The organism is Kitasatospora sp. NPDC004240, from assembly GCF_053603215.1.
This window is the reverse complement of the sequence record NZ_JBSGFD010000095.1, coordinates 1-24,546: the sequence shown is the minus strand read 5'-3', so window position 1 is coordinate 24,546 and position 24,546 is coordinate 1. Positions and strand designations below refer to the sequence as shown.

Annotated in this window: 19 protein-coding genes and 4 pseudogenes; 9 read left to right on the top strand and 14 right to left on the bottom strand. The window is 74.0% G+C overall.

The window, feature by feature from the left end:
- Positions 1-144 precede the first annotated feature (144 nt).
- From ACWEQL_RS24480 to ACWEQL_RS24470, 3 genes are all read right to left on the bottom strand, one after another.
- Positions 145-1,179 carry an aminotransferase class I/II-fold pyridoxal phosphate-dependent enzyme gene (locus tag ACWEQL_RS24480; RefSeq protein ID WP_452152442.1) on the bottom strand — a complete coding sequence of 345 codons (1,035 nt, stop codon included), beginning with the start codon at positions 1,177-1,179 and terminating at the stop codon, positions 145-147.
- Positions 1,176-2,516: a radical SAM protein gene (locus ACWEQL_RS24475; protein ID WP_452152441.1), complete on the bottom strand. Its 1,341-nt coding sequence runs from the start codon at positions 2,514-2,516 to the stop codon at positions 1,176-1,178. The genes ACWEQL_RS24480 and ACWEQL_RS24475 overlap by 4 nt, the downstream gene beginning before the upstream one ends.
- A gap of 234 nt (positions 2,517-2,750) precedes the next feature.
- On the bottom strand, positions 2,751-3,734 hold the full coding sequence (locus ACWEQL_RS24470) for a hypothetical protein (protein WP_452152440.1): 984 nt from the start codon (positions 3,732-3,734) through the stop codon (positions 2,751-2,753).
- 388 nt (positions 3,735-4,122) lie between these two features.
- Between ACWEQL_RS24470 and ACWEQL_RS24465 the strand changes: the two genes are divergently transcribed.
- The 4 genes and pseudogenes from ACWEQL_RS24465 to yidD form a co-directional block, all read left to right on the top strand.
- Positions 4,123-8,529, top strand: coding sequence for a CHAT domain-containing protein (locus ACWEQL_RS24465; RefSeq protein ID WP_452152439.1), 4,407 nt, complete (start codon positions 4,123-4,125; stop codon positions 8,527-8,529).
- 96 nt (positions 8,530-8,625) lie between these two features.
- Positions 8,626-9,045 (top strand): hypothetical protein, encoded by a 420-nt coding sequence (locus ACWEQL_RS24460; RefSeq protein ID WP_452152438.1) that lies wholly within the window; start codon positions 8,626-8,628, stop codon positions 9,043-9,045.
- Positions 9,042-9,980 (top strand): hypothetical protein, encoded by a 939-nt coding sequence (locus ACWEQL_RS24455; RefSeq protein WP_452152437.1) that lies wholly within the window; start codon positions 9,042-9,044, stop codon positions 9,978-9,980. Before ACWEQL_RS24460 ends, ACWEQL_RS24455 begins: the two co-directional genes overlap by 4 nt.
- A 114-nt stretch (positions 9,981-10,094) precedes the next feature.
- Positions 10,095-10,424, top strand: a pseudogene (yidD, locus tag ACWEQL_RS24450) (membrane protein insertion efficiency factor YidD); the annotation flags it as partial.
- A gap of 222 nt (positions 10,425-10,646) precedes the next feature.
- On the opposite strand, the gene ACWEQL_RS24445 reads toward yidD, so the two are convergent.
- Positions 10,647-10,991: a hypothetical protein gene (locus ACWEQL_RS24445; protein WP_452152451.1), complete on the bottom strand. Its 345-nt coding sequence runs from the start codon at positions 10,989-10,991 to the stop codon at positions 10,647-10,649.
- Positions 10,992-11,214: 223 nt separating this feature from the next.
- On the opposite strand from ACWEQL_RS24445, the gene ACWEQL_RS24440 reads away from it, so the two are divergent.
- A complete protein-coding gene (locus ACWEQL_RS24440; RefSeq protein ID WP_452152450.1) occupies positions 11,215-11,463 on the top strand; it encodes a hypothetical protein in 249 nt (82 codons plus the stop codon).
- On the opposite strand, the pseudogene ACWEQL_RS24435 reads toward ACWEQL_RS24440, so the two are convergent.
- Both ACWEQL_RS24435 and ACWEQL_RS24430 read right to left on the bottom strand, forming a co-directional pair.
- Positions 11,415-11,864: pseudogene (locus tag ACWEQL_RS24435) on the bottom strand (catalase); the annotation flags it as partial. The gene ACWEQL_RS24440 and the pseudogene ACWEQL_RS24435 overlap by 49 nt on opposite strands.
- 342 nt (positions 11,865-12,206) lie before the next feature.
- A complete protein-coding gene (locus ACWEQL_RS24430) occupies positions 12,207-13,418 on the bottom strand; it encodes an FAD-dependent monooxygenase (protein WP_452152436.1) in 1,212 nt (403 codons plus the stop codon).
- Positions 13,419-13,595: 177 nt separating this feature from the next.
- Here ACWEQL_RS24430 and ACWEQL_RS24425 point away from each other — a divergent pair, with 177 nt between their 5' ends.
- The 3 genes from ACWEQL_RS24425 (at position 13,596) to ACWEQL_RS24415 (ending at position 15,861) form a co-directional block, all read left to right on the top strand.
- Positions 13,596-14,561 (top strand): TetR/AcrR family transcriptional regulator C-terminal domain-containing protein, encoded by a 966-nt coding sequence (locus ACWEQL_RS24425; protein ID WP_452152435.1) that lies wholly within the window; start codon positions 13,596-13,598, stop codon positions 14,559-14,561.
- A 139-nt stretch (positions 14,562-14,700) separates the two neighbouring features.
- Positions 14,701-15,126, top strand: a complete 426-nt coding sequence (locus ACWEQL_RS24420) for an SsgA family sporulation/cell division regulator (protein WP_452152434.1) — start codon at positions 14,701-14,703, stop codon at positions 15,124-15,126.
- A gap of 96 nt (positions 15,127-15,222) precedes the next feature.
- On the top strand, positions 15,223-15,861 hold the full coding sequence (locus ACWEQL_RS24415; protein WP_452152433.1) for a carbonic anhydrase: 639 nt from the start codon (positions 15,223-15,225) through the stop codon (positions 15,859-15,861).
- 45 nt (positions 15,862-15,906) lie between these two features.
- Here the strand turns inward: ACWEQL_RS24415 and ACWEQL_RS24410 are convergent, their stop codons facing one another.
- On the bottom strand, positions 15,907-16,272 hold the full coding sequence (locus tag ACWEQL_RS24410) for a hypothetical protein (RefSeq protein WP_452152432.1): 366 nt from the start codon (positions 16,270-16,272) through the stop codon (positions 15,907-15,909).
- 232 nt (positions 16,273-16,504) lie between these two features.
- On the opposite strand from ACWEQL_RS24410, the gene ACWEQL_RS24405 reads away from it, so the two are divergent.
- A complete protein-coding gene (locus ACWEQL_RS24405) occupies positions 16,505-17,689 on the top strand; it encodes a zinc-dependent alcohol dehydrogenase (protein WP_452152431.1) in 1,185 nt (394 codons plus the stop codon).
- A gap of 168 nt (positions 17,690-17,857) precedes the next feature.
- Here the strand turns inward: ACWEQL_RS24405 and ACWEQL_RS24400 are convergent.
- The 7 genes and pseudogenes from ACWEQL_RS24400 to ACWEQL_RS24370 form a co-directional block, all read right to left on the bottom strand.
- A pseudogene (locus tag ACWEQL_RS24400) lies at positions 17,858-18,403 on the bottom strand (molybdopterin-dependent oxidoreductase); the annotation flags it as partial.
- Positions 18,404-18,547: 144 nt separating this feature from the next.
- Entirely contained in the window at positions 18,548-19,822 is a 1,275-nt protein-coding gene (locus ACWEQL_RS24395; protein ID WP_452152430.1) for an MFS transporter, read from the bottom strand.
- The gene (locus ACWEQL_RS24390) at positions 19,819-20,358 is read right to left on the bottom strand and encodes an ArsR/SmtB family transcription factor (protein ID WP_452152429.1); all 540 of its coding nucleotides are present in this window, start codon (positions 20,356-20,358) and stop codon (positions 19,819-19,821) included. Before ACWEQL_RS24390 ends, ACWEQL_RS24395 begins: the two co-directional genes overlap by 4 nt.
- 518 nt (positions 20,359-20,876) lie before the next feature.
- Positions 20,877-21,095, bottom strand: a complete 219-nt coding sequence (locus ACWEQL_RS24385) for a hypothetical protein (RefSeq protein ID WP_452152428.1) — start codon at positions 21,093-21,095, stop codon at positions 20,877-20,879.
- 286 nt (positions 21,096-21,381) lie between these two features.
- Positions 21,382-21,732, bottom strand: a complete 351-nt coding sequence (locus ACWEQL_RS24380) for a hypothetical protein (RefSeq protein ID WP_452152427.1) — start codon at positions 21,730-21,732, stop codon at positions 21,382-21,384.
- A 911-nt stretch (positions 21,733-22,643) separates the two neighbouring features.
- Positions 22,644-23,696, bottom strand: a pseudogene (locus ACWEQL_RS24375) (protein kinase family protein); the annotation flags it as partial.
- 170 nt (positions 23,697-23,866) lie between these two features.
- A complete protein-coding gene (locus ACWEQL_RS24370; protein ID WP_452152426.1) occupies positions 23,867-24,190 on the bottom strand; it encodes a hypothetical protein in 324 nt (107 codons plus the stop codon).
- Positions 24,191-24,546: the final 356 nt, after the last annotated feature.

The following is a 24,546-nucleotide window of genomic DNA, read 5'->3' as shown; positions in this document are numbered from 1 at the left end:
GACCGCCCCAGGGGGCGGGTGTGCTGCTGACGTTGCCCGGCATCCGTCTGCCCGAGGAGCACCGGGACACCCGAGGCCGCCCGGCGGTGCGGCACACCCCCTCCCCTGCGTGGATCGAGCGGGGCCGACGCGCCGCCGGGTCCTTCAGCGGCTTCGTCGCGTCACCGTCGGCATCGGGCCGGGGGCGTCGGCGAGGCTGGTCAGGACGGAGCCGGACCAGTCGCTCTCCCCGAACACGCCGACCGGCAGGGCGAGCACGCCATACTCGCGCCGGAGCGTCTCCACCGGGATGTCGACCGGGAAGAAGTAGTTGCCCCGGCAGGTCCGGCTCGTCGCGGGAATCGCCCCGAGCACCTCGTCCGGCAACCGTGCGAACAACCGCTCGGCCCGGACGGCCAGTTCGTCGGCGACCTGCCGGGGGACGTCGCCGTGCTCGGTCAGCAGGCGGTCGGCCAGCCTCAACTGGTCCGGCGTCGGCGGGTCCGCCCGGAACGCTCCGGCCAGTTCGGCCTCCTCCGGATCCAGCAGGACCACACCGAACGTCCGTGGCCACAGCCACCCCTTGGTGACCGAATGCAGCAGGACCGCACGACCGGTGTCCAGCAGCCGCCGCGTTCCGTCGGCGAACGGGGCTCCCAGGTCGTAGACGCTGTCGATCATCAGGCGGCGGTGCGGTGATTCCCGCAGCCACGAAACCGCCGCGGCGCACTCGGCCTCGGACAGGTACCGGCCGAGCGGCTTGCTGGGGTTGGCGAGCAGCAGATACTCGGGCCGGTCGTCCGCCGGCGCGCTCGGCAGGACCGGCGCGGGCAGCGTCGGGTACGACGCAGGTGTCAGGCCCGCGGCGCGGGCCAGCTCGAAGTACACCGGGTACACGTCCGCGGGCAGCCACAACCGCGCGCGTACGGCGCGCAGCCGGTGGAACACCACGCCGAGCCCGTGCCGTACGCCCCGGCAGACCATGGCGCGGCCGGACCACTCCTCCGGCAGCTCGAACCGCCGCAGCCAGGCCCGGGCGAGATCGCACCGGTGCACCGTACGGATGTCGGTCGGCGGTTCCGGCCGGATCGGGGCGAGCGCCCGGTACACGTTGGTCTCGGCGGCGTCCAGGAGCGACGGGTCGGCACCGAGTCGCCGTTGCCGGAACTCCTGGAATTCCTGGAAATCCTGGAGCCTCATGCCGGCGCACCTTCCGGCAGGATCTCGCTGGCCCGGTCCTCCAGGGAGGCGTAGCAGCGTCCGTCGGCCAGGACGTTCCAGCTGCGTGCGGTCCCGTGGGTGCGCTCCCAGAGCAGGCTGGGCTCGGTGTAGGCGGCGATCCGCATCGGCCGGCCGTCCCAGCTGCCCCGGTAGACCGGTGCGCCCCAGGGCAGGCGGCTCACCGGTTCGAAGCCGTGCCGCTCGGCGAACCCGGTGACGACGGACAGCGGGACCTGGTGCTCCCGGCTCCAGACGTTGGCGGTGCGGTCGAAGTAGAGCGACTCGGTGCTGGTGGAGACGTAGAGCTCCTTGAAGCAGACCTCCTCGACGCCGAGGGCCGCGGCCCACGAGAGGTAGTCGGCGACGCCGGCCGCGTCGGCCACGCCACCGTGCTGGAGCACGCAGATCAGCCTCATCCGTAGGCCCGGCCAGCGGTCGCGTTCCACGCGCCAGGTGTCGGCCACGGAGCTCACCGGCGTGCGCAGCATCATCAGGCGCTCGCTGACGGCGTCGTCCTGGTGGTGCCGGGAGACCGCCAGCACGCTCAGGCCCGCGGCGCCCAGGGCCTCCAGTCGGTCGGCCCGGTCGGCGTGCTCACCCTTCGCCAGGGTGTGCGCGTTGGTGATCAGGACGACCTTCGGGAACGCCGCCGAGCAGGCGGCCACCAGTCGCAGCTGCTGTTCGAAGGGTATGAGCGTGGGCTCCCCGCCGCCGGTGATCACCGCGCGCTCGGCGCCCGCCGTCCGGGCGCGCTCCAGCCAGCCGGTGACCGCGTCCCAGGGGACGCGTGCCGGGGTCTGGTCGCTGGAGATCGACGCCGAGGAGAAGCAGAACGAGCACCGGGCCTGGCAGGCGGAGGCGACCGGTAGGACCGAGACCGAGCGCGGCCGCAGGTCCGTGTAGTGATGCAGGGCCGATGCGTGCAGCTGTAGGGAGGCCGCCATCGCGTCCTCGACGGTGGTCGGGCGCAGGGTGAACTCCTCGCCCACCTGGTCGAGTTCGTGGACGGCCGACAGCCGGATGCGGGCCTCGCGCAGTTCCGCGCCGAGGCCGGTCGACACGTTGGGCGCCAGCTCGGCGGGATCCACCGCGGTCTCCAGCACCAGCAGCCGGTCGCCCGGGATGGCCAGACGTGTCAGCAGGCGTCGCGCCTTGTCGATGCCGATGCCCAACTCCGTACGGGTCAGCAGGTGGAACCGGTCGGGATAGGTGCTCTCCGGAATCCCCGCCTTCCCGTAGGCGAACGCGTACTTGTCGAAGCCCTTCGCGAAGTTCGACAGCACGATGACGTGGAAGCGCTGGTCACTGCGGTTCATCCCCACATGATGCACGAACGGCCCTCGCACTGATCGTTGTTATTCCGGGAACGGTGCTCCGGCACCACGGGCCCGACGACCGTGGCCCGCAGGGGCGGGTGGCGGCCGGGCAGCGCGTGCCCGGCCCCGGTGGAGGGTGCTCGGGCGCGCGGGCCCGGACGGCGGGAGTCGGGCCGGCGGGAGTCGGACCGAAGGAGCGGTGGGAGTCGGACCGGTGGGAGTCGGACCGGTGGGTCAGCCGCGGGTGTTCCTGCGGCGATGGGCGACGAGGGCGGCCGCACAACCGAGGACGATGGCGACGACGCCGGTGACCGCGAGCGGAGCGGTGGTGGAGCTGCCGCCGGTCTCGGCGAGGCCGCCGCCGGTCTCGGCCGTGGTGCCGGTGCCGCGGGCGACCACCGGGACGCCGACGGCGGTCGGGGTCGCGGACGGCGACGCCGAGGCGGTCGGAGGGACGCTCGCGGTGGGCGGGGCGCTCGCCGACGGGGAGGCCGTGGCGGCCGGCTCCTCGCGGAAGGTGACGCGGCCGGTGGACGATCCGGCCAGCCGGGTGCAGGTGTGCTTCGCGTCGGTGGCGCCGACCCCGTACGGGAGCGCCTCGGAGACTCCGGAGACGGCGAGGATGTAGCCCTCGGCCCTCGCCGCCGGGTCGGCGGAGATCCGGAGCACCACGGTGAACATCTCGTGCGACGGGATCCGGTGGTGGCCGAGGGACACCGACCCGGTCGCGGGGTCCGGCGTGACCGGGGCCCAGGCGGTGTCGCCCTGGAACCTCACCTCGGTCGTGGGCGGGACGGCACCCGTCGCGCTCCTGATCACACCGGTGATCCGGAAGTCGGTGAGCGTCGTCGAACCGCTGTTGTAGAAGGAGACGGCCATGTCCCGGGTGGACCCGTCGGTGCCGAGCGTGACGCCGTGGACCGGCATGCCCTCCTCGCGCACGTCCGTGCAGCCCTGGGGCAGGGTCGGGGTGGCCGTCGGGGTGACGGTGGGGGACCCCGTGGTGGTGACCTGCAGGGTCGTCGTCGACGTGGGGCCGACGGTCGGTTCCGGTTCCGCCGAGGACGTGGCGGTGGCCGAGGGCGTGGAGGTGACCACCGCCGACGCCGAGGGGCTCGGTGTCGCGGCGTCGGCGAAGGCGGTGGCCGTCCCGAGGACCATCGCGCTCGCGGTGAGCGCGAACAGGGCGGCGGTGGCCGCAGGACGGTAGGTGCGCACGATCACGGCTCCGGCTGTGAGAAGCGAGGGGATGAAGGCCCGATGAGTGGACGTGCGAATGATACGAACGGTTGTACGCACCCGTCACCTCGCCCCCGAAGCAGTCGTCAGCTGAGCGCGCGGGCAGGCGCGGGCCCCGCTCGCCTGCGGATTCCCGGGCCGGTCCGGTGGGCCGGCGGCCGACGGGTACCGGCGGCTTCGGAAGGAGGGATCGGGGCGGGCAATGCCCCATCGTCGCCGGCCTTCGAAATCCAGGTATCAAGTCCGTAACCGATCGTCATATCGCCCTGTAGAAAAGTACTTTGGGGTGACAGACCACCCCTGTGGACGAGCACGACGGGGACGGCCCGCCCGGGCCCACCCGCTCCAGCTACGGAGGAGCCGTTCGGTGTGCACCGGCAGTGCGAAGGCGGATGTGGCCCGCCGGACCGTCCGATACCTGCTCCGGGGCGACGCCGACGCTCTGGGGCCCGATGCCGACGGCGATGTCGTCCGGATGCTGCTGAGCACGTCCGCCGCGCCGGGCGTGACCGGGGAGCCGGAGGAGCGGTGGCTGGCCCTCTGGCTGTACCTGTGTCGCTGCACGGCGCCCGCCCTGCCCGCCGGGGCGAACGGGCTTGATCTCCGGGGCGTTTCACGCGCCGCCGTGGAACCGCTGCTGGAGTACCTGCGGGCCGAGCGCCCCGGCCTGGTTCCGCCCGGGACGCCGGCCGCGGTCGCCGGGCGGGGCCCGCTGCCGTCGGACCACCGGATCTGGGCCGTGATCGGTGGGACCCTGCTGACGGACGGCGGTCCGGACGACCTGGCGGACGCCGTCACCGCCTGCGGACGCTACCGCGAGGAGCTCGCGGGACACGGCGGACCGGGTGACCCGCCGGTCGCCCTGGCACTGGCGGAGCGGCTGCTCGACCGCCTCATGGCGGCCGAGGGCCGCACCGGACCCCACGAGTCCTCCGGGCCCTCGGCCGATGGGCCCGGCCCCGCGGTGGGGAGCGGATGGCCGGAGGCGGTCGGCCTGCTGGAGGCGGTCATCGCCCGGCAGCCGCCCGGCGCCGGGCCGTGGACCGCGGCAGCCGTCCTCCTGGGGACCGTACTGGCCCACCTCGTCGGGCTCGATCCGCGCGACCCCCTGGCCTTCCGGCCGACGGACGACCTCGCCGACGCACGGTTGGAGCGCGGGCTTCAGGTGCTGGGGAAGGCGGTCCCCTACCTGCCCGAGGGCGGGGACCTGGTGCGCAGCCGGGTCCTGATCGCGGACCTGCTGGTCCACCGGTACCTCAACGGAAGACCCCGGCGCCGCCCGGAAGACCTCACCAAGGCCATCGGGCAGCGGACCGTCGCGCTCACGGTCGCCGGGAAACAGGGCGACGACCGGGTCGCGGTCCTCCATCTCGGCCTCAGCCACCTGTTCGCCCTGCGGGCGCGCCTGCCCGGCCAGGAGGAGGACCTGGACCAGGCGCGGTTCCACGCCCGGCGGGCCGTGGAGCTCGCCGACGACCGCCTTCCCGGTCTGCGGTCGGCGGCGCTGTCGGCGTTGGGGCTGGCCGAGTCCAATCTGTTCCAGCACCGCGGCGGACGCGAGGACCTCGACGACGCCATCGCACACCTGCGGGAGGCGTGCACGGCGGGCGCTGCCGACGGCAGGCGGCCGGGCCACGGCGGCCCGGACGGCCCGGACGGCCTGGACGGCCTGGACGGCCTGGACCCGAGCGAGCCGGACCCGGACGAGCCGGGTCCGGGTGACCTCGATCCGGCCGAGCCGGATCCGCGCGACCTGGACCCGGGCGACCTGATGAACCTCACCGACCTCCTCGTCCTGCGCCACGAGCGGTCGACCACGGCCGCGGCGGTCGCCGTGCCTTCCACGCCCAGGCTGCTGGGGGCGGTGGACGACCTGGGCGAGGCCCGTGCCTGTGCCGAGGCCGCGCTCGCCGGCCGGCCGTCCTCGCCGGATGACTTCGGCGTCCTCTGCGTCCTGTCCACGGTCTACCTCGCCGTCCACCGGTCCACCGGGGACCTCCCGTCCCTCGGGGCCGCCGTACTGGCCGCCGCCACGGCGGCGGCCCACGTCCCCGCCGACCACCCGGCAGCGGCGGAGTGTCACTCCCGCTGGGCCGCCGCACTGTACGAACAGGGTCGGCTCCGGCTGACCGCCGACGCGGACCAGGACCTCGACCGGGCGATCGGGCTGGCCCGGACCGCGCTGGCGCTCGCGGGAGCGGCCGACCGGCCGCTGTACGAGCACGACCTGGCCATCCTGCTCGACCTGCGGGGCCGGACCGTACGCTCCGAGACCGATCTGCTGGACCTGGTCGCCCTCCACCGCGAGCTCGTGTCGGCGACGCCGGACGGGTCGCCGTGGCTGCCCGGCCGGCTGCACGGGCTCCAGACCGCGCTCTGCCGGGCCGCCGAGTTCCTGGACGACCCCACCCTGCTGTCCGAGGCCGTTCCGATCGCCCGCCGGGCGCTGGACCTCGCCGGGCCGGACGACCGGCTCCGCGCCGTGCTGCTGACGGGCCATGCACACGCCCTGCGCTGCCGGGCGGAGGCGACCCTCGCCCTGGCGGCCGCGGAGCACACCCCGCCCGAGTCCGGTGACGAGGCCGCCGCCCAGCGGCAGGAGACCGCGGCCATGGTGACCCTCTCCCTCACGAGTCTCGGGAACGCCGCCGACGCCGCCCGGACGGCCCTCGGCCTCGCCGACCGCGGCGCGGACGGCGCCGCCGCCTCCTGGGCCCGGGCCGAGCTCGTCCGGTGCCTGCTGGCGCACTCACGGCACCGTCCGGAGGCCGCGGCCACGGCCACGGCAGGCGAACCCGAACCCACGGACGACGACCTCCGCGAGGCGGCCGACCTCCTCGACACCGCCCTGGCCGAGGGGTCCCCGACCGGTACCCTCCGTCGGCACGAACTCCAGCTGCTGCGCGCCGAGACCACCCTCCTGACGCACCGCCCCGATCCGCACGGGCCCTCCGCCGCGCCCGCCGAACCCCCGGGACTCCCCACCACGCCCGCCGAACCCCCGGGGGTTCCCACCAGCGGGCCGATCGCCGCCGCCCTGTGCGACCTGGCCGAGGTCGCCGGGTCCCCCACCGCCCCGCTGGCCGACCGGCTGGTCGCGGCCGAACGCGGCGCCCGGCTCGCCATGGAGCTCGGGGACCCCGCCCGCGCGCACAAGGGCTACCGGCTGGCCGTCGACCTGCTCCGCCGCTGGACCGCGGTCGGGCTGGACGCGGGCGACGTCCGCCGGCTGCTGGCGGACTGGCAGTTCCTGGGGCCGGACGCCGCCGCGGCGGCGATCGCCGCCGGTGATCCCGTCGACGCGTTGGCCCTGCTGGAGGAGTGCCGGGCGGTGCTGTGGCAACGCGTGCTGGACCTGCGCACCGAGCTCGCCCCGGTGGCGGAGGCCGACCCGGAGCTCGCCCTCCGCCTGCGGGCCATCGCCGCCGTCCTGCGGTCCGGTTCGCTCGTGGCGCTCCCGTCCGTCCCGCCGGCGGCCGGGCAGTCCTCCGGTCTGCGACTGCTCGACGCCGGCGCGGACCGGCTCCGGGCGGCCGAGGCCGACTGGGCCGGGGCGGTGGCCGAGGCCCGGATCCTCTGTCCGGGGTTCCTCGACCGCGTCGACGTGCACGAGCTGTGTGCCCGACTGCCGGGCACCGTGGTGGTCGTCAACATCAGCCAGCACCGCTGTGACGCCCTGCTGGTCGGTCCCGGGGGTGTCCACGGGCTGGAGCTGTCCGTGACGCTCGCCGACGTCCAGGGTCAGGTCGCCCGCCACCTGACAGCCGAGCAGGCGTTCGAGAAGCGGTGCGCCACGCGCCCGAGCCCGTACGGCATCGCCGTCACCGGGCCGTTCAACCGGGCGTTGGACGGCCTCACGACCTGGCTCTGGGACTCCGTCGCCGCGCCGGTCCTCGACCACCTGGCCATCGGCCCCGCGGCCGCGGGCTCCGAACCCCCACGGCTGTGGTGGTGTCCGACCGGTGGCCTCGCGCTCCTCCCCCTGCACGCCGCCGGGCGGCACGCGCGCCCCGGCGAGAGCGTCCTGGATCGGGTGGTCCCGTCCTACACCCCGACGGTGGCCGTACTCGCCTCGGCCGCCGCAGCCGGGGCTCCGGCCGCGCGGGCGGCCGACGGCGGGCAAGGGCTCCGGATGCTGGCCGTCCTCGCGGACCGGGTGGCGAACGCCCCGGTGCTTCCCGGTGCCGACGCCCAACGGTCCATCGTGACCGCGCGCTTCCCCGACGCGACGATTGTCGACGACGGCGCGGCGGACTCCGTGCGCGTGCTCTCCGAGCTGCCCGGCCACCAGATGCTCCACGTGATGTGCCACGGCCACTTCAACCCGGACCGCCCCGAACTCAGCGGGCTGGTGCTCACGGACGGAGTCGTCCCGCTGCCCCTGCTCGCCGGGGACCGCGCCGACGCCGCGTTCGTCTCGCTGACCGCCTGCCGGACGGCCACCGTCGACTCCCGGACCGCCGACGAGGTCATCAGCACCGCCGCGGCCATGGTGTTCGCCGGTTGGCGACAGGCCGTCGCCACCCTGTGGCCGGTGGACGCGGACGAGACCACGGCGATCACCGCGGAGGTCTACCGGACCGACCGGCGGCCCGGCGACCGACAGCCGTACGCCGATGAGCCGCACGTCGACGAGCCGCACCCCGACGATCCCTTCGACCCTGAGGAGGCCGCCCGGCTGCTGCACCGCGCCGTGCTGGCCCGCCGCTCCCACACCTCCGCACCGCAGGCGAGGCTCTGGGCCTGGGCCCCCTACCTCCATCTCGGCCCCTGACCCCGCGCCCCTGACACCACCCGCGCCCTCGGCGCACCCGTCGGCCCGAACGCCCACCGCATCACCGAGCACCCACCGCATCACCGGGGAGGACCCATGAACGAATTCGCCGAGCTGGCCGACCCCTCCGCTCCCACCCCTCCGCCCGAAGCGGACCTGCTGGTGCTGGAGCTGCCCGCCATGACCTCGTTCGAGGACGGCTGCGAAAGGCTGGAGGAGGCCGTCAAGCAGGACGGGCTCCGGCGGCCGTGGATCCTCGTCAGGGTCGCGGACGAGCCCGAAGAGGTGGTGACCAGCCGGGCGTTCCTCCGGGAGAACTACGGCATGAGCGTGCCCATGACCGGCGGCGAGGCCACGTACCTCCGTCCGGTGGGCTCCGACGACCCCGTCGACGCGCGGATCTTCGTCTACCGGTGCCCGGTGGCGGGGTGCCCGCAGCAGCAGGTCAAGCTCTACGGCATGCCGCCGGCCTGCCCCGTCCACCGGACACCGATGCAGGAGGACGGCCGGCCGTGAACCCCACCGACCTCGCGTCCTCGGCGCTGTCCGTCTTCTCCGCCCGGTTCCTGCTGGTCGTCCTGCTGCCGGTGACCGCGGGCGCGCTCTACCTGCTGTGCCTGGTCTGGTCCGGGGCGCCGCAGGGACACCCCGGGCTCTCCGGCATCAGCCGCGGCGTCGGCGGGTTGAGCGTGGGCGCGGTGGTCCTCCTCGTGCTGGTCGTCCTGGTCGTGGCGGTCCTGCTGCAGGCCGCCCTGCCGAGCGCGCACCGGCTGTGGCAGGGCGCGGTCCGGTTCCCGTTGCGCTCCGCCCGCCGCCGGGCCCACCTGAGCACCAAGCAGGGGTTCGACACGACGGAACGGGACGCCTCCGCCCAGCTCCTCGCCCTGCCCGCGGACCAGCGGCAGGCCGTGGCCGATGTCGCCTTCCGCGCGGCCCGGCAGCGGGATCTGGCCTATCCTCCCCGGGACGAGGACGTACGGGCGACCGCGCTGGGCAACGCGCTGCTCGCCCTGTGGGCGCACGCGGGCGAGGAGCACGGCTGGCGCTCCGACGTGGCATGGCCCCGGTTGTACGCCGTCCTCCCCGACCAGGCCCGGCTCCTGGTGGACGACGCGCGCAACTCGCTGGACCAGGCCGTCGCGCTGGCCACCGTGTCGGTGATCGCCACCCTGGCCGGGCTCCCCCTCCTCGCACCGGCCCGCTGGTGGACCCTGCTCGCCCTGCTGCCGCTGGCCCTCGCCGTGCTCTCCTACCGCAGCGCGGTGGACACCGTGCCGACGCTTCGGGCGGCCGTGCAGAACGCCTTCGACCTGCACCGTTTCAACCTGCTGCAGGCCCTGCACCTGCCCCTGCCGGCCGACTCGGCGGCCGAGCACCTGCTGGCGGGCCGGCTCTGCGACTCATGGCGCCGCAACGCCCCCGTCCACACACCGTTCCATCACGGGCCCTGAGCGGCCGCATTCGGCCCGCCAGCAGTCCCCCTCGCTCACCACGGCCCACGACGGTCACGATCCCGGCTGCTTCCCCGGCGTCCGCGACCCGACCACGAAGGGACGAGAGATCCGATGGCCACCACCCACAAACGCCGTAGTTCCGGCGGCGGTGTCGCCTCCAGCGCCTGCGATGCCGCCTGCAAGGAGGTCTGCGAACAGGGCTGCGCCTCCGGCTGCGACACCCTGGACAACCGGTTGACCCTCTCCGGCCTGCTGCTCGCCCTGGCGGCCACGGCCGTCCGGGTCGGCAGCCCCGCGCTCTCGCGCCGTGGTTCGGCGCTGTTCCTGCACGCCGTCCGCCGCTACCGGCGCCACCTCTCGCCCCGGCTCCGCGTCAGATGCCGCTACGTTCCCAGCTGCAGCGTCTACGCCGCCGACGCCGTACGCCTGCACGGGCTCGAACGGGGCTGTGTGCTGGCCGCGGGTCGGCTGCCCCGCTGCCGCCCCCACGTGCCCGCCGGCACCGTGGATCGCCTGTGGCCGGCGTGCCGCGTGGGGTGTCGTGACGATCGGCACGGCCCGGTCCGGGGACCGGCGGGCCCGCCGGTCCCCGTGGTCGCCGTGCAGGTGGGACAGCACGACGGCGTCGAGCTCCGGCGGCAGCTGCGCCGCGGCGGATGCCGGTCAGGGCCGATCGTCATGGTGGCCGCACAACCAGGCCAGCGCCGCGTAGACGCCCAGCGTCCGCTCCGCGTCCGCTCTCCCCCTCCGGTCCGCTTCCGGGCCGATCGCCACGGCCGCGGCCTGGCACTCCGCGAGCAGTTGCGCCCGGCAGGGCCCCAACGGGCCCGCCGTTCGGGCGGCTGTCACCGGCGCGACGGGCCGCGCACCGACCGCCCACCGGTACGCCTCCAGCAGTCCCTCCGCGTAGCCGGTGAACGGCCGGGGCGACACGCCGAACTCCTCCAGGGCGGTGAACACCTCGTCCGCCGACCGTACCCCCACCAGCACCGCGTCCTCCGTTGTCATACCGCCGACGCTAGGAGCGGCCGCAGGCACGTGCCCCTGGACGTCCGCCGTCCGGAGGAGCCGGCGGGCCCCTGGGCGTGCCTTCTGCCGACCACGTTCCCGGGCCGAAGATCCCCGGTCGACCCGAGAGCGCCCCTCGCCGGCTTGCGCACCCACGTCGCCGCCCACCCGCGGCGTCGCCGACAGCGCCACGGACAAGGCCGCGCGGCTGCGCGACACCGCCATGGACACCGCCGCGCGCGCCGGGTCCACCACGAAGGACACCGCCACCGACATCGGCGACAGCATCCAGCGGGCGCCCGCCCAGATCCGCCGGAAGACCCAGGGCAGTCCCCTGGCCCTCGGCCTGATGGCCTTCGGCGCGGGCCTGCTCGCCGCGGCGCTCCTGCCCTCGACCAAGGCCGAGGCCCTGGAGGCCGTGAAGTCCACCGCCCAGGACGCCGCCCTGGTCACGCCGGCAGCGGTGCCGTAACCGCGGAAGGTGCCGTGGGCGGCCGCGCCCCGGGCGTGCACGACCCGCTCGGGGATCCGCTCGTGGTCGAAGTGCATGATCTTCTCGCGCAGGTGGTGGTCCTGCAGCAGCACCGGCCCCCGGGGGCCCGCCTTCAGCGAGTGATCCGAGTCCGGCAGCCGAACACCCTGCGCGGTCGTCAGGTAGCCGCCGTTCTGCGCCGCGGCATCCGACGGCGCCCCGGTGTCCCGCCCGGTCGGGGACAGCGGGGCGGGCGCCTGCTGGTCCGGCTTCGGAGGCAGCGGAGCCCTCGGTTCGGTCGGCTCCGCCACCTTCGGTGGTTCGGTGCCGGGCGCGCCCGGCACCTTCGGCCGCTGCCCGGGAGCGATCCCTTCCGCGGCCTCCACCACCCTGTCCACGATCTTCTTCACCGGTCCCGACTCAGCCACGATGTCCTCCTCTGGCTCCTGCCGACCCCTCTCGGGTCACTCGGGGGTCCCGCAGCCGCACGAATCGCCGCGCAAACGGGTGGTGAGCCGGCCCGGCCCGACGGCCGCGTACGGAAGGACACCGAACGGACGCGCACACCCTGGCGCCGCTCCGGCCGGGGCGACACGGCCGTTTCAACGGCTCGACTCGATCGACGTCCCGCTCGAACGGCCCGCGCCGAGGTGCGGGCCGGACTTACCCGGCGCCGGGTCGGACGGCGCCGGGTCGTGACACCCCGTTTCAGGTCCCGGCGCCGCCCCCGTGGCCGGGGCCGCTCACCGGATGTCCGCGGCGGGACCGTACTCCGGCAGTGCGATGTCCCCGGCCTTGGCGAACTGCGCGGCGAGCAGGTTCCGCATCGGCCAGCGGGTCATCCGGCGCATGGAGAGGTCCCGCAGGCGGATGCCGAGCCGGCTCGAAGGCGCGAATCCCGAGGCGCCGCCCGGCGGGAGCTGATGGGCCTGGCTCACGTACGGGCGCAGCACCTCGTCGTAGCGGCGGAAGGCGGTGCGGTGGTCGCCCTCGGCGGCGGCGAGCTCACCGGCCAGGACGTAGGCGCCGACCAGGGCCAGGCTGGTCCCCAGGCCGGTCAGTGGGGTCGCGCAGTATCCGGCGTCGCCGAGGAGTGCCACCCGGCCGCGTGACCAGCGGTCGAGGCGGACCTGGCCCAGGGAGTCGAAGTAGAAGTCCGGGGCGGTGCGCATGGCCCGCAGCAGGCGTGGGGTCTCCCAGCCGACGCCGGCGAAGCGTCGGGTCACGAGGTCCTGCTGGGCGGCGATGTCGCGGCGGTCGTAGGCGATCGGTGCCGAGCGGAAGCTGAGGCCGGCCTTGATCTCGCCGGGGAGGCGGCCGGGCCGTGCGGAGACGACCAGCCCGCCGGGCGCGTTGTGCATCAGGTACCAGCCGTCGAGTTCCAGGTCGTCGGTGGCGGTGAACCAGGTGGTGTAGAGGCCGAGCGGACGGACGAAGTCCCGCTCCGGGCCGAAGGTCAGCGCGCGGACCACGGAGTGCGGTCCGTCCGCGCCGATGACCAGCCCGAACCGGCGCGGCGCGGCCTTCTCGAAGGTGACGGTGACCGCGTCCGCGTCCTGGTCGATCCGGGTGACGGTGTCGTCGAACAGGTACTCCGTGTCCGGCAGGGTGGCCTCGTACAGCAGGCGGGCGAGATCGCCTCGCAGGATCTCGATCTCGGAGACGATCCCCTCGCCGCCGAAACTGTCGGCGGGTAGCCGCGCGGTGGTCCGGCCGGAGGCGTCGACGAGTGCGAGGCCGCGCTGGTCCACGCTCTGCGCCCTGGCCCGGTCCATCAGGCCCATCCGCTCGATCACGGTGCGGCCGGCGCCGCGCAGGTCCACGGTCTGCCCGCCCGGCCGGGGCCCCGGCGCGCGTTCCACGATCGTGGCCCTGAAGCCTCCCTTGCGTAGCCAGTACGCCAGCGCGGGCCCGGCGATGCCGGCCCCGCAGATGAGTATCCCGTTGTTCGACATGCTGCGAACGTACGCCGTACGCAGGGTAGTGCGCAAGCAGGAAATCCCTTTTCAGGATGGGGTGTTGAGCACTACTGCACTAGTGCTGAGGGGCGGGGAAGGTACTCGTGTCCGGGCATCGCCGGCGCCGGGGGCTAGGATGGCGCTCATCCAGGTGCACTAGTGCAGGGGGTATCGGTGGGCGGACAGGCGGTACCGCGCTACAGCCAGATCGTCGGCGAACTGCGGCGGCGGATCGAGGCGGGGGAACTGGCGCCGGGCGATCGCGTGCCCTCGACCCGCGAGATCACCCGGCAGTGGGGCGTCGCGATGGCGACCGCGACCAAGGTGCTCACCGAGCTGCGCCGCGAGGGGATGGTCCGCACCGTCCCCGGCGTCGGGACGGTCGTGGCGGCCCCGGGCCGTCCGGTGCGGGCCGCCCGAACCGCTGCCGCCGCCCGCCCGGGCGGGCCGCCCGATGCGTCACCGGGCCAGGCGGCGCTCACGCCCGGACGAATCGTCGGCGCCGCCGTCACGGTCGCCGACTCGGAGGGGCTGGCCGCGATCTCGATGCGCCGGGTGGCCGCCGAGCTCGGGGTGGCGACCATGTCGTTGTACCGGCACGTGGCCGACAAGGACGATCTGCTGACGCGGATGATGGACACGGTCATCGCGCGGTACCCGTTGCCCGCCGACCCCCCGGAGGGCTGGCGCGAGGCGATCGAGCTGGCGGCCCGGCAGCTCTGGGACCTCTTCCGCCGCCACCCGTGGTACGCGCCGGCCCTGTCGATGACACGCCCTCAGATGATCACCTCGGCGCTGCCGTACAGCGAGTGGACGCTCGCCACTCTGCACGCCCACGGACTCGACCTGCGGTCCGCCTTCACCGCGCACCTCGTGCTGCTCAACTACGTCCGTGGTGTCGCGGTCAACCTGGAGTCGGAGCGGGAGGCCGAGGCGCACAGCGGTCTGGACAGCGAGGAGTGGATGGACACCCAGGAGCCCGCGTTCCTGGCGGTTCTGGCCACCGGCCGGTTCCCCGCGCTCGCACGCCTCACCGCGGACGGCTACCACCTCGACCTCGACGCCCTCTTCGAGTTCGGCCTCCAGCGCCTCCTCGACGGCCTCGCCCCACTCCTCGACGAGGGCTCCGCCGGCCACTGATGCAGCGGGCGGGGCGGGGCTCGGGGCTCTCGGGTTCAGGGGTGAGCAGCCGGGCGCCGGTTGAGGTCGTGGAAGGCGGCATGAGGTCCGCCCGACGGGGCACACGGATCGCTGACCAACGACGAGGGGAGAACGAGGCATGGACCGGATCACGGCCCGGACGACGATGCGGTTACAGACCGGCCGGGGCACGCTCGCGCCCGTGACGGCGGAGCTCTCCTACACCGGCGCCGACCCCTACGCCGTCCGCTGCCGCTTCCCCGATGAACCGGAACCGGTGACCTGGGTGTTCGGACGCGACCTCCTGGCCGAGGGCCTGACGGGCCCGAGCGGCGAGGGCGACGTCCGTGTCGAGCCCGCCGGCCACCGTCACCTGTACCTCGCCCTCTCCGAGGAACGCGGCAACGCGGTGGCCCTGCTCCTGGCCCGCTCGGACGACGTCGCCGGCTTCCTCCGGCACACCTACCGCGCCGTTCCGGCGGGAACCGAGGGCCGGCACATCGACTGGGAGGCGTGCGTCGGCGTTCTCCTCGGCCGCCGGCAGGGCTCCACCAGGCCGAGGTAGGACCACCCGGACCGCCGCCCGTACCACACACCCGGTCCACCCCGGCCGGACCAGCCCCCGTACGCCCCCGCGACGCCCCACACGTAGGCTGCCGCCATGACCGGTGATCGAATGAATGTCCACTCCGCGCTCGAGACGCTGCTGGCCGGCAACCGGCGCTTCATCGCGGGCACCCCCGAGCACCCGAACCAGGACGCCGCCCGCCGCGCCGCCACCGCCCCGGCCCAGAGCCCCTTCGCGGTCCTGTTCGGCTGCTCCGACTCCCGCCTCGCCGCGGAGATCATCTTCGACCGCGGGCTGGGCGACCTGTTCGTCGTCCGCACCGCCGGTCACGTCATGGGCCCGGAGGTGCTCGGCAGCATCGAGTACGGCGTCAGCGTCCTCGGCAGCCCGCTCGTCGTCGTCCTCGGCCACGACTCCTGCGGCGCGGTCGCCGCCACCCGCGAAGCCGTCCGGAACGGCACCACCGCCAGCGGCTACGTGCGCGACGTCATCGAACGCGTCACGCCCAGCGTGCTGGCCTCCCGCGCCGCCGGGCACACCGACGACGCCGACTTCATCGACACCCACATCCGGCACACCGTCGACCTCCTGCTGGAGCGCTCACGCACCCTCGCCGAGGCCGTCGACGCCGGCACCGCCGCGGTCATCGGCCTCTCCTACCGCCTGGCCGACGGCGCCACCCGCCTCGTCACCGCCCGTGGCCTGGAGCTGCCCGCCGGCTCGCCCTCCTGACCCACCCGCGCCCGGCGACCGGGACACCGGCATCCCGTCCCCGCCTCAGTGCCGTTCGTCGTGGAGCCCGCAGATCCAGGCCAGCGCCACGTACGCGCCCAGCGCCAGCTCGGCCTCCGCGCTCGGGCCGGCGCTCGGACCCGCGCCCGCGCCGGCTCCCGCGCGGAGCAGTGCCGCCGCGGCCCGGCACTCCGCGAGGAGCCGCGCCCGGCACGGCCCCGGTGGTCCCGTCACCTCGTCCGCGGTGACGGGCGCGGCGGCCCGGGTCCCGACAGCCCACCGGTAGGCGTGCAGCATGCCCTGCTCGTAGGTCGTCCAGGGTCTGCGGCGCGTGCTGAGGTCCTCCAGCGCGGCGTGCACCTCGTCCGTCGCCCGCACCCCTACGACGGTGGTCGTGCCCTCGGTCGTCATAGTCCCGACGGTAGGCCCGGTCAGGGCCGCGTGGTCGGCTGGGATCCTCCGATCGTGGCCCCGCGAGCCGGTCCGGCACGGCCCCGGTGGAGCGGCCCGGCACACGCACCGAGCCCACCGGCCGCTCACGGCCTGCGGAGTGACCTGCACCGGGCATACCCGTTTCGCGCGCGGGGACGTGGAGAGACGCCGGGAGGGTGAGCCTCGGAACAGCACCCCACGAGGAGTGACGATGAAGGCCTTGACCTGGCACGGCAGGCGAGACGTCCGTGTCGACACCGTTCCCGATCCGGCCGTCAAGGATCCGACCGATGTGGTCATCAAGGTGACCACCAGCGGATTGTGCGGGTCGGATCTCCACCTCTACGAGGTCCTCGGTCCCTTCCTGGAGGCGGGCGACATCCTCGGGCACGAGCCCATGGGCATCGTCCAGGAGGTGGGGCCCGAGGTCACCGCCGTTCGGGCGGGCGACCGGGTGGTGATCCCGTTCAACGTCTCGTGCGGTGTCTGCCACACCTGCGGGCAGGGCCTGCACTCGCAGTGCGAGACCACCCAGGTCCGGGAGTACGGCAGCGGTGCCGCGCTGTTCGGCTACACCAAGCTCTACGGCCAGGTCCCGGGCGGGCAGGCCGAACTGCTGCGCGTCCCGTTCGGGAACCAGCTGCCGATCAAGGTCCCGCACGGGCCGGTGGACGACCGGTTCGTCTTCCTCTCCGACGTACTGCCCACCGCGTGGCAGGCCGTCGAGTACGCGGCCGTGCCCGAGGGCGGCAGCCTCGTCGTCCTCGGCCTGGGGCCGATCGGCGACATGTGCTGCCGCATCGCCCTGCACCGCGGCGCGGCCCGGGTGATCGGCGTCGACCTGGTGGGCGAACGCCTCACGCGGGCCCGACGCCGGGGCGTACACGTCCTGGACCTCAAGGAACACGGCAAGGACCTCCCCGGCGTCATCCGTGACCTCACCGAGGGCCGGGGCCCGGACGCGGTCATCGACGCGGTCGGCATGGAGGCCCACGGCTCGCCCGGCGCCAAGCTCGCCGCCCAGGCCACCAACCTGCTGCCGAGCGCCCTCGCCGCCAGGATGATGGAACACGTCGGCGTCGACCGCCTCCACGCCCTGCACCTGGCCATCGACATCGTGCGACGCGGCGGCACCATCTCCCTCTCGGGCGTCTACGGCGGCCAGACCGACCCGCTTCCGCTGCTCACCATGTTCGACAAGCAGATCCAACTCCGCATGGGCCAGGCCAACGTGCACCGCTGGGTCGGCGATCTCCTCCCCCTGCTCACCGAGGACGACCCGCTCGGCGTCGACACCTTCGCCACCCACCACCTCCCGCTCGACGAGGCTCCTGCGGCGTACGAGATGTTCCAGAAGAAGCAGGACGGCGCCGTGAAGGTGCTCTTCAAGCCCTGACCGGCCGGTCACCCAGAGTGCGTGTCCGGTCGTTCGCGTCCGGCGGGCGCGGGCTGGTGGCACGGCCAGGAAGCAGGCTGGTGGCATGGCCAGGAAGCAGTCGGCGTCCACCGGTGGTCTGGACCGGGCCGGAGTGCTGGTCCGCCAGATCACCTCGGCGCTGAACGCGGCCGGGCACACCGTCGCGGTGCAGAGGCGGGTGTTGCCGTCCAGGTGGTTGGTGCCGATCCCGGCGCGGGCGATCACCGCCAGGGTGTAGTAGTCCTCCAGGAACAGCTGGCCCGAGGTGTAGAAACCGATCGCGCCGGGCCCGTGTTCGCGCAGCAGCCGCCCGGACTCGGCGACGATCCGGTCCATCGCGCCGTCCCAGTCGCAGGGCACCAGTTCGCCGCCGTCCCGGACGAGCGGGCGGGTCAGGCGGTCCGGGGAGGCGTTGGCCTGCCAGCCGAACAGGTCCTTGGGGCCGAGCCGCCCGCGGTTCACCCGGTCCCCGGCCCGGCCGCGCACGCCCACCATCCGCCCCCTGTGGACGGCGATGTCCATCGCGTCCCCGTTGGAGTGCAGCAGCGACGCGCTCCGCACCCACCGCTCGACCTGGTCGGCCGACGTCCCCGGCTCCAGGAAGGAGTCGACCCTGGCGGGCCACCGCCCGCCGGGCCCGTACGGTGTCCGGGCACCCCAGGGCTCCGCGATCCGGTCCGATTCGCGTGGCATCGACGCATTCTCCGTACTCCCCCGGACGACTGGGGCCCGGACGACTGGGGCGACGTTTACCCCGCGCGGCGCCCGCTACGCGGCCGGGTGGCCGCGCGGCCGGTTCCGAGCTGACTCGGCGCTCGTCAGCGACCGCGCGGAGCCCTACGCGGCACCCGCCTGGACGGGCTCGCGGGAATCCCGGTGATCCGGGGCGGCGGCGCGCAACGCCGCCTCGACCCGGCGGTTGCCGGTCATGGTCGACGTGACGGCGGTCATGATGAGCAGGAGGCCGGCGGCGGTGTAGAGCGGGGTGCGGACGTCGTAGGCGGTGGCCAGCCAGCCGCCGAGGAAGGCGCCGAACGGGGCGGCGCACATGGCGAGCATGCGCGAGGTGGAGGCGACCCGGCCCATCAGGTGGGCGGGGACGATCGCCTGCCGGAGGGAGGGGCCGAGCACCATCGTGGCGCCCATGCCCGCGCCGCAGACGGCGAGCGCGAGGCCGGCGACGTACGCGTTCGGGGCTGCTGCGAGGCCCAGGATGGCGAGCCCTTCGACCGCGGCCGTGCAGGTCAGTGCGGTGCCGGTGCCGAGTCGGCGGCCGAGGAAGGAGGCGATGCCCGCGCCGAGCAGTCCGCCGGTGGCCTCCGCCGTGAGGAGCAGGCCGAAGCCGAAGGTGCCGATGCCGAGCCGGTCGTGCGCGAAGAGGGCGAGGACGGTCTCGACGGCGAGGAAGGCGATGTTCCCGACCGCCGGACGCAGCGCGAGCCCGAGCAGCAACCGGTCCCGGAACACGTACGAGGCACCGGCCCGCGCCTGCCGCAGCAGCGACTCACGCTCCTGCGGTACGGGCCGGGGCACGGCGGGCAGGGACCGCACGAGCAGTGCGGAGAGCGCGAACGACACCGCGTCGGCGAGCAGCGGAACCGTCCGCCCGAGCGCGAGCAGGGCGCTGCCCGCCGGCGGACCCGCGAAGCCGGACGCGGCGGTCTGGGCGCCGCGCAGGCGGGAGTTGGCGCGTTCCAGGAGCGCGGGGTCCCGGCCGAGCAGATCCGGCAGGTAGGCCGTGGCGGCCGTGTCGAAGAAGAGTCCGCCGAGGCCGAGCAGGAAGGCGACGGCCGCGAGCAACGGAATGCTCAGCAGGTCGAGCGCGGCCGCTGCCGCCGGTATCGCGAGCAGCGCCGCGCGCGCCGCGTCGGTGACCCACATCGTGCGCCGACGGTCCCAGCGGTCCACCAGCGCACCGCCGAGCACCCCGAAGAGCAGCCACGGCAGCGTTCCGGCGGCCGTGACGACGGCGAGCGCCATCGGATCCCGCGTCAACGTCAGCGCGAGCAGCGGCAGCGCGGCGTGCGTCACCCCGTCACCGAGCGAGGACACCGTCTGCGCGGTCCACAGCCGTCCGAACCCGGTCGGCAACTTCCTGACGACTGAGGTCACTTGGCGTCTCCTTCGGCCTGCGCGCGCGATGCCGGGTGGAACAGCGCGAAAACGAGCGACGCGTCCGGCAGCGCGGGATCGGACAGCTCCCGGTATTCGTCCGCCAGCGCCTGCAGCCGCGCCCCGAGCTCCGCGAACTGCTCGTCGGTGAGCCGCAGATGCGCCATCCGCACATGCCGCTCGCCTTCCACCGGCGCCGCCTCCAGGTCCGCCACCGCATGCCGCATCAGCACATCCGGCTCGCCCTCGGCCCGGTCCGGCAGCACGATCCCCCGCGTGGCCATCGCGTAGTACCGCTCGGTGACCCCCCGAACCTTCCGCGTCCGCACCACCTTCACCAGACCGGCCCGTTCCAGCAGCCGTACGTGGTAGCTGGAACTCCCCTTCGCGAGGCCCACCCGCTCGGCGATCTGCGTGATCGTCGCGGGCTCGAAGCGGAGCACGGCCATGATGCGGTGGCGCGTGAGGTTGGAGACGGCGCGCAGCTGCTCGTCAGTGGTGACGTGGAGCGCCTCGGGAAGTTCGTCGGTAGGCATGCCCCCAATGGTCAACGTTTCTTGACCATTGGTCAAGGGGGTTTGTCGAGGCGTCAGGAGTCGACTGTTCAGCGCATGGAGCCTTCGCTCCTGTGCAGGCCGCTCACGCCGCAGCACGAACGGCGCCGTCGGCGGGCGTGGGCCGCAGGAGGGCGCGGGGCCGGCTTCGGTTCGGGGTGGGCCCGCCGGAGACGACCACGGCACTCGGGAAGGCCTCGAACTCATCGGCGGATCGCTCCAGCCCTGGCGGCGGCACCGGAGGAGCGTGCGGAGAACAGCGGAACGGGCGTGGCCATCGGCCGCGTTCGAGCGCGGCCCGGACCGACCGGGCTCACGATGGTGGGCGCGGGCCGTCAGGCCAGACCAGGTCAGGTCAGGTCACGCCGTGATCGGCGAAGCGCGCTGATGCGCATCCGGCCGGGAGGACCACGGCGGACACCGTCCGCGGCTCCCGGCCACCTCGGACGCGGGGCCGCCACCGCCCGGGGCACATTGCGCCGGTCGGCGACAGCCCAGGGTCAGGCGTCCTGGCCGGCTGCGGCCGCGGCGCCGCCGCCGGGGCCCAGGGGGCGCCGTCCGCCGGTGGGACGGGCCGGGGCGCGGGTTGGCGGTTCGGTGTGGGAGAAGGGCGACAGCGCCGCGTCGGCGGCGGGCTGCTGGTCCTGGGTGAGCGGCCGGTGAACGGCTGCCTCGGCATCGGAGAACGGCTGCCACAGCGGCCGGCGGTGATCATTCATCCGGACAGTGTGTCACTACCGCATCCACCGGGACGGAGCATCCGGGAGGGTCCGGCTGCCGTGGGCCGCGGGGCGCCAAGGCAGACCCCCGATCATCCCCGGCAACCGGGCGCCCGGCGACGGGTATCCGTCCCCTCCCCCACCCGGTCGTCGCCGGGCCGCCGCTGGACCGAGGGCTCAACACCGGCCACCAGACGATCACGAACGGCCCGACCACCGTCCCGACAAGCGCCCGAAAAACCCTTCGGGAAAGGGAAGTCAGCCAGTGGCGGTGCCGCCCCGGACCTCAGACGCCCGGCACGTGGACATCTTGGGACTGCGGATCCCACAGCACCAATCGGTACTCCCCGGCAAGCTCCCCGATCGCCTTGAGCGCGGCGTCGCTCTTGGTGGAGAAGCTCAGGTTCATGATCACGTGGTCGATGCCGATCGCCAGCGGCATCGACATCCAGGGCGAGTCCGCCGTACGGGGCGGGTGGTCGGGGAACTGCGAACGCAGCCGCCCGTAGAACCCGACTATCCGCTCATCCGGTTCACCCTCGTCGTGGTGCGGAGAGCTGCACCGCTCGAACATCGCACTCGCTGCCGCGGCATCGACTGAAGCACCCATCGCGAGAACCGCCAGATCGTAGCTCACGGAATCATCCTCCCAGCCCGGCCGACGAGACCCCCTACCCGCCATCGTGGGACCCGGCGGAACCCTCCATCAGCAGCAGGGGTCTCGTGCCTGCGGGCACCAGGGGGGAAGGACGACGTTTCGGCGCGGGCCGTCCGGGATCGTGCAGGGCCGCCTGATGAGAGGCGAGCGAGGGTCAGAACAGGGTATCCAGGATGCAGCGAAGCACCGATCTGCGGGGTGGACGGTTTCCCCCGCCGTACAAAGGAGCACGCCCGACCGCGTCCCGGCCTCCGGGTAGGGGCTCAGTCGAAGAAGAGGAGCAGGTCCTCCAGCGAGCCGGGTCCGGTGAAGAACGCCTCTGCCGCGGCCAGGTCCTTCGCGAAGCCCGGCCGACGCCGGTCGAGTGCCTCGCCGAGGTCCGGCCGCTCCTGCGAAGTCCCGCTGCGGGCAGCCGCGTTGCGCTCGGCGACCACCTCCAGCATCAGTCGTTGCCACCGCTCCCCCTGCTCGGCGAGCGCGTAGATGCCCGACAGGAGGTCGGCCATGCCCATCGGGGGACCCGAGGACGACGGATCCGTACCCGTCACCGGGCGCAGTTCCCAGCCTCCCGCCCGCGCGGCCAGCCGCAGCGCACCGGCCCAGTTCCGGATCCGGCCGAGCCGCACGTACAACGACTCGTCGTTGAAAGGCGGCAACCGACCCCCGTGCAGCGGGTTCGTGGCCGCCGCGACATCCTCCAGGATCCGCCGCTCCTCCGCCGTCAGTACCCACGCCCCCTCCTGGTGCGCCCCCACCGCGGCGTCCGTCCACGCCTCGGCCGCGGTCAGGCGCGACGCGAAGTCCGCGGGGCTGTCAGGGGGCGAGGTGGTCATGACGTACGAGTATCCGGCACGCGTTCCACGGGGTCCGGCCGAGAGTGCGTTCAGATCGCCCCGAGCGCGGTCGAGTTCGGCGGCCGGATAGGGCGTCTGCTTGCTCTCCGTGAGCAGCCGGCGGTGGAAGTCGTCCAGGACGACGGCGGTGCGCGCATGCCGTTCGACGATCGCCGCGATCTCCGGCAGAACGCCGTCGGGCCGGCGGCCGGCGATCCACCCCTGCAGGAAGGCGTCCGTCTCCGTGTCGCCTCGCAGGTGGTCGACGAGGTGGTGGCGGAGCAGATGGCCCGCGATGTAGTGGCGGTCGTACGCGAGGTGGTCGGTGTGGAACCGTTCCTCGGCCGCCGAGAGCTCGAAGCCCGCGCTCAGGGCGAGTCCGAAGTCCGCGAAGTAGACCAGCCGGCCGTCGGTCAGGACGTTGCGGAAGTGCGCGTCGAAGTGCACGAGCCCGCGGGAGCCCATGAACGCCGCCCCCTGGGCCAGGGCGTTCTCCGCCCACACGTACGGAGAGCCGTCGCCGGTCACCGCGCTCGCCCGGCGCTCGTGCAGCCACACGCCGAGGGTCTGCGGCACGTGTTCCAGGAAGAGCACCAGGCTGTGGGAGGACCGGCCGATGGCCTCCAGCCTCCCGCGTACGGCCCGCGAGCCGTCCCAGTGGGCGACCGCCCCGTCGATGCCCCCGAACTCGTCGACGAAGCCGTCGGGCGGGGAGTCGGGCAGGACGCGCCAGTGGTACATCAGCGGAAAGCCCTCGTACTCCCCCGTCAGGACCCAGTTGGTGGTCATGGTGTGGACCGCGAGCTCCCGCCAGGCGCCGAACCCGGCCGAGCCCACCCCGTACTGGTAGAACGTCGGCAGGCCGAAGAGGTTGGCCGTGGAGCGGACGTTCTCCGGCCGGGTCTCGACGTCCGTCAGCGGCACCCGTTTGACGAAGACCCGTGTGCCGTCGATGTCCAGCTCCGCGGACCTGCCGCCGATGCCGGCCCCGGCCGGGGAGGCGGATGCCACGATGTCGCCGAGCCGCCGGTCGCTCAGCAGGGACAGGCGGGTGGCCGTGGTCCCGTAGGCCGCGAGGCGCGCGGCGTACGGCGGATCCGGGTGGTGCATCGACGGCTCCTCGGTGCCCGAGCCGGGCGTTGGTGGTCATGTGAACGTCATAGACCGTATCCGCCGAGGGCAGCCTCACTCTGCGCGCCTGGATCTCCCGTCTCCCTTGGCTCTGGCCGAAGGGCCGCGCGGCGCCCCTGCCGCTCGTTGCAGGGGCGCCGCGCAAGCCGCTATCCGGCGGCCAGGACCTCGCCGGCCGAGACCTGGGGAGGGTTGGGGAGGAGTGCGGCGAGGTTGTCCCGGACGTAGTCGGCCGCCTGGCTGACCGAGGCCTCGGCGCCGGCGCGGTCCTCGAAGACGCTGGTGGAGACCATCACGCCGTCCCCGGCGTCGATGAAGTAGTAGGCCACGAAGCCGGGAAGCCGGCGCAGGATCGGGACGAACCCCTCCGCCACCCGTCGCCCCGCCTCGCCTGGATCCGTCACTCCTTCGTACCGCCGCACCGCCGCGTACATGTCCTTCTCCTCACCGGTCGGGTGTCCATCACGTGCCACACGACATACCCCCACCGGGCGCCGGGCGGCCCCGACACGGCCGCAAGGCACCCGGACAGCGCACCCGAGGCCTCGGGAAGCCGTCTTCACGGGGACGCCCGGTTCAGGGGTGACAGGAAATCCTTCGGCTCGGGTCGGTGTTCAGACCGTCATTTCAGGCTGGTCCGACAGAAGGATTTCCTGGGGGCGGAGGCGCGGCACCGGTCCGGACCGGTCCGGGCAGGCGAATACTCGCGCGGAGAAGCGGCCAAGGGTGGCGGCGCGCCGTCGGAGGCGGGCCCGCGCCGCCCGGACGACGAGGGAGATCCTTGATGCAGCGTCACGGCACGGCCCCCCGCACCACACCCGGGCCGCGT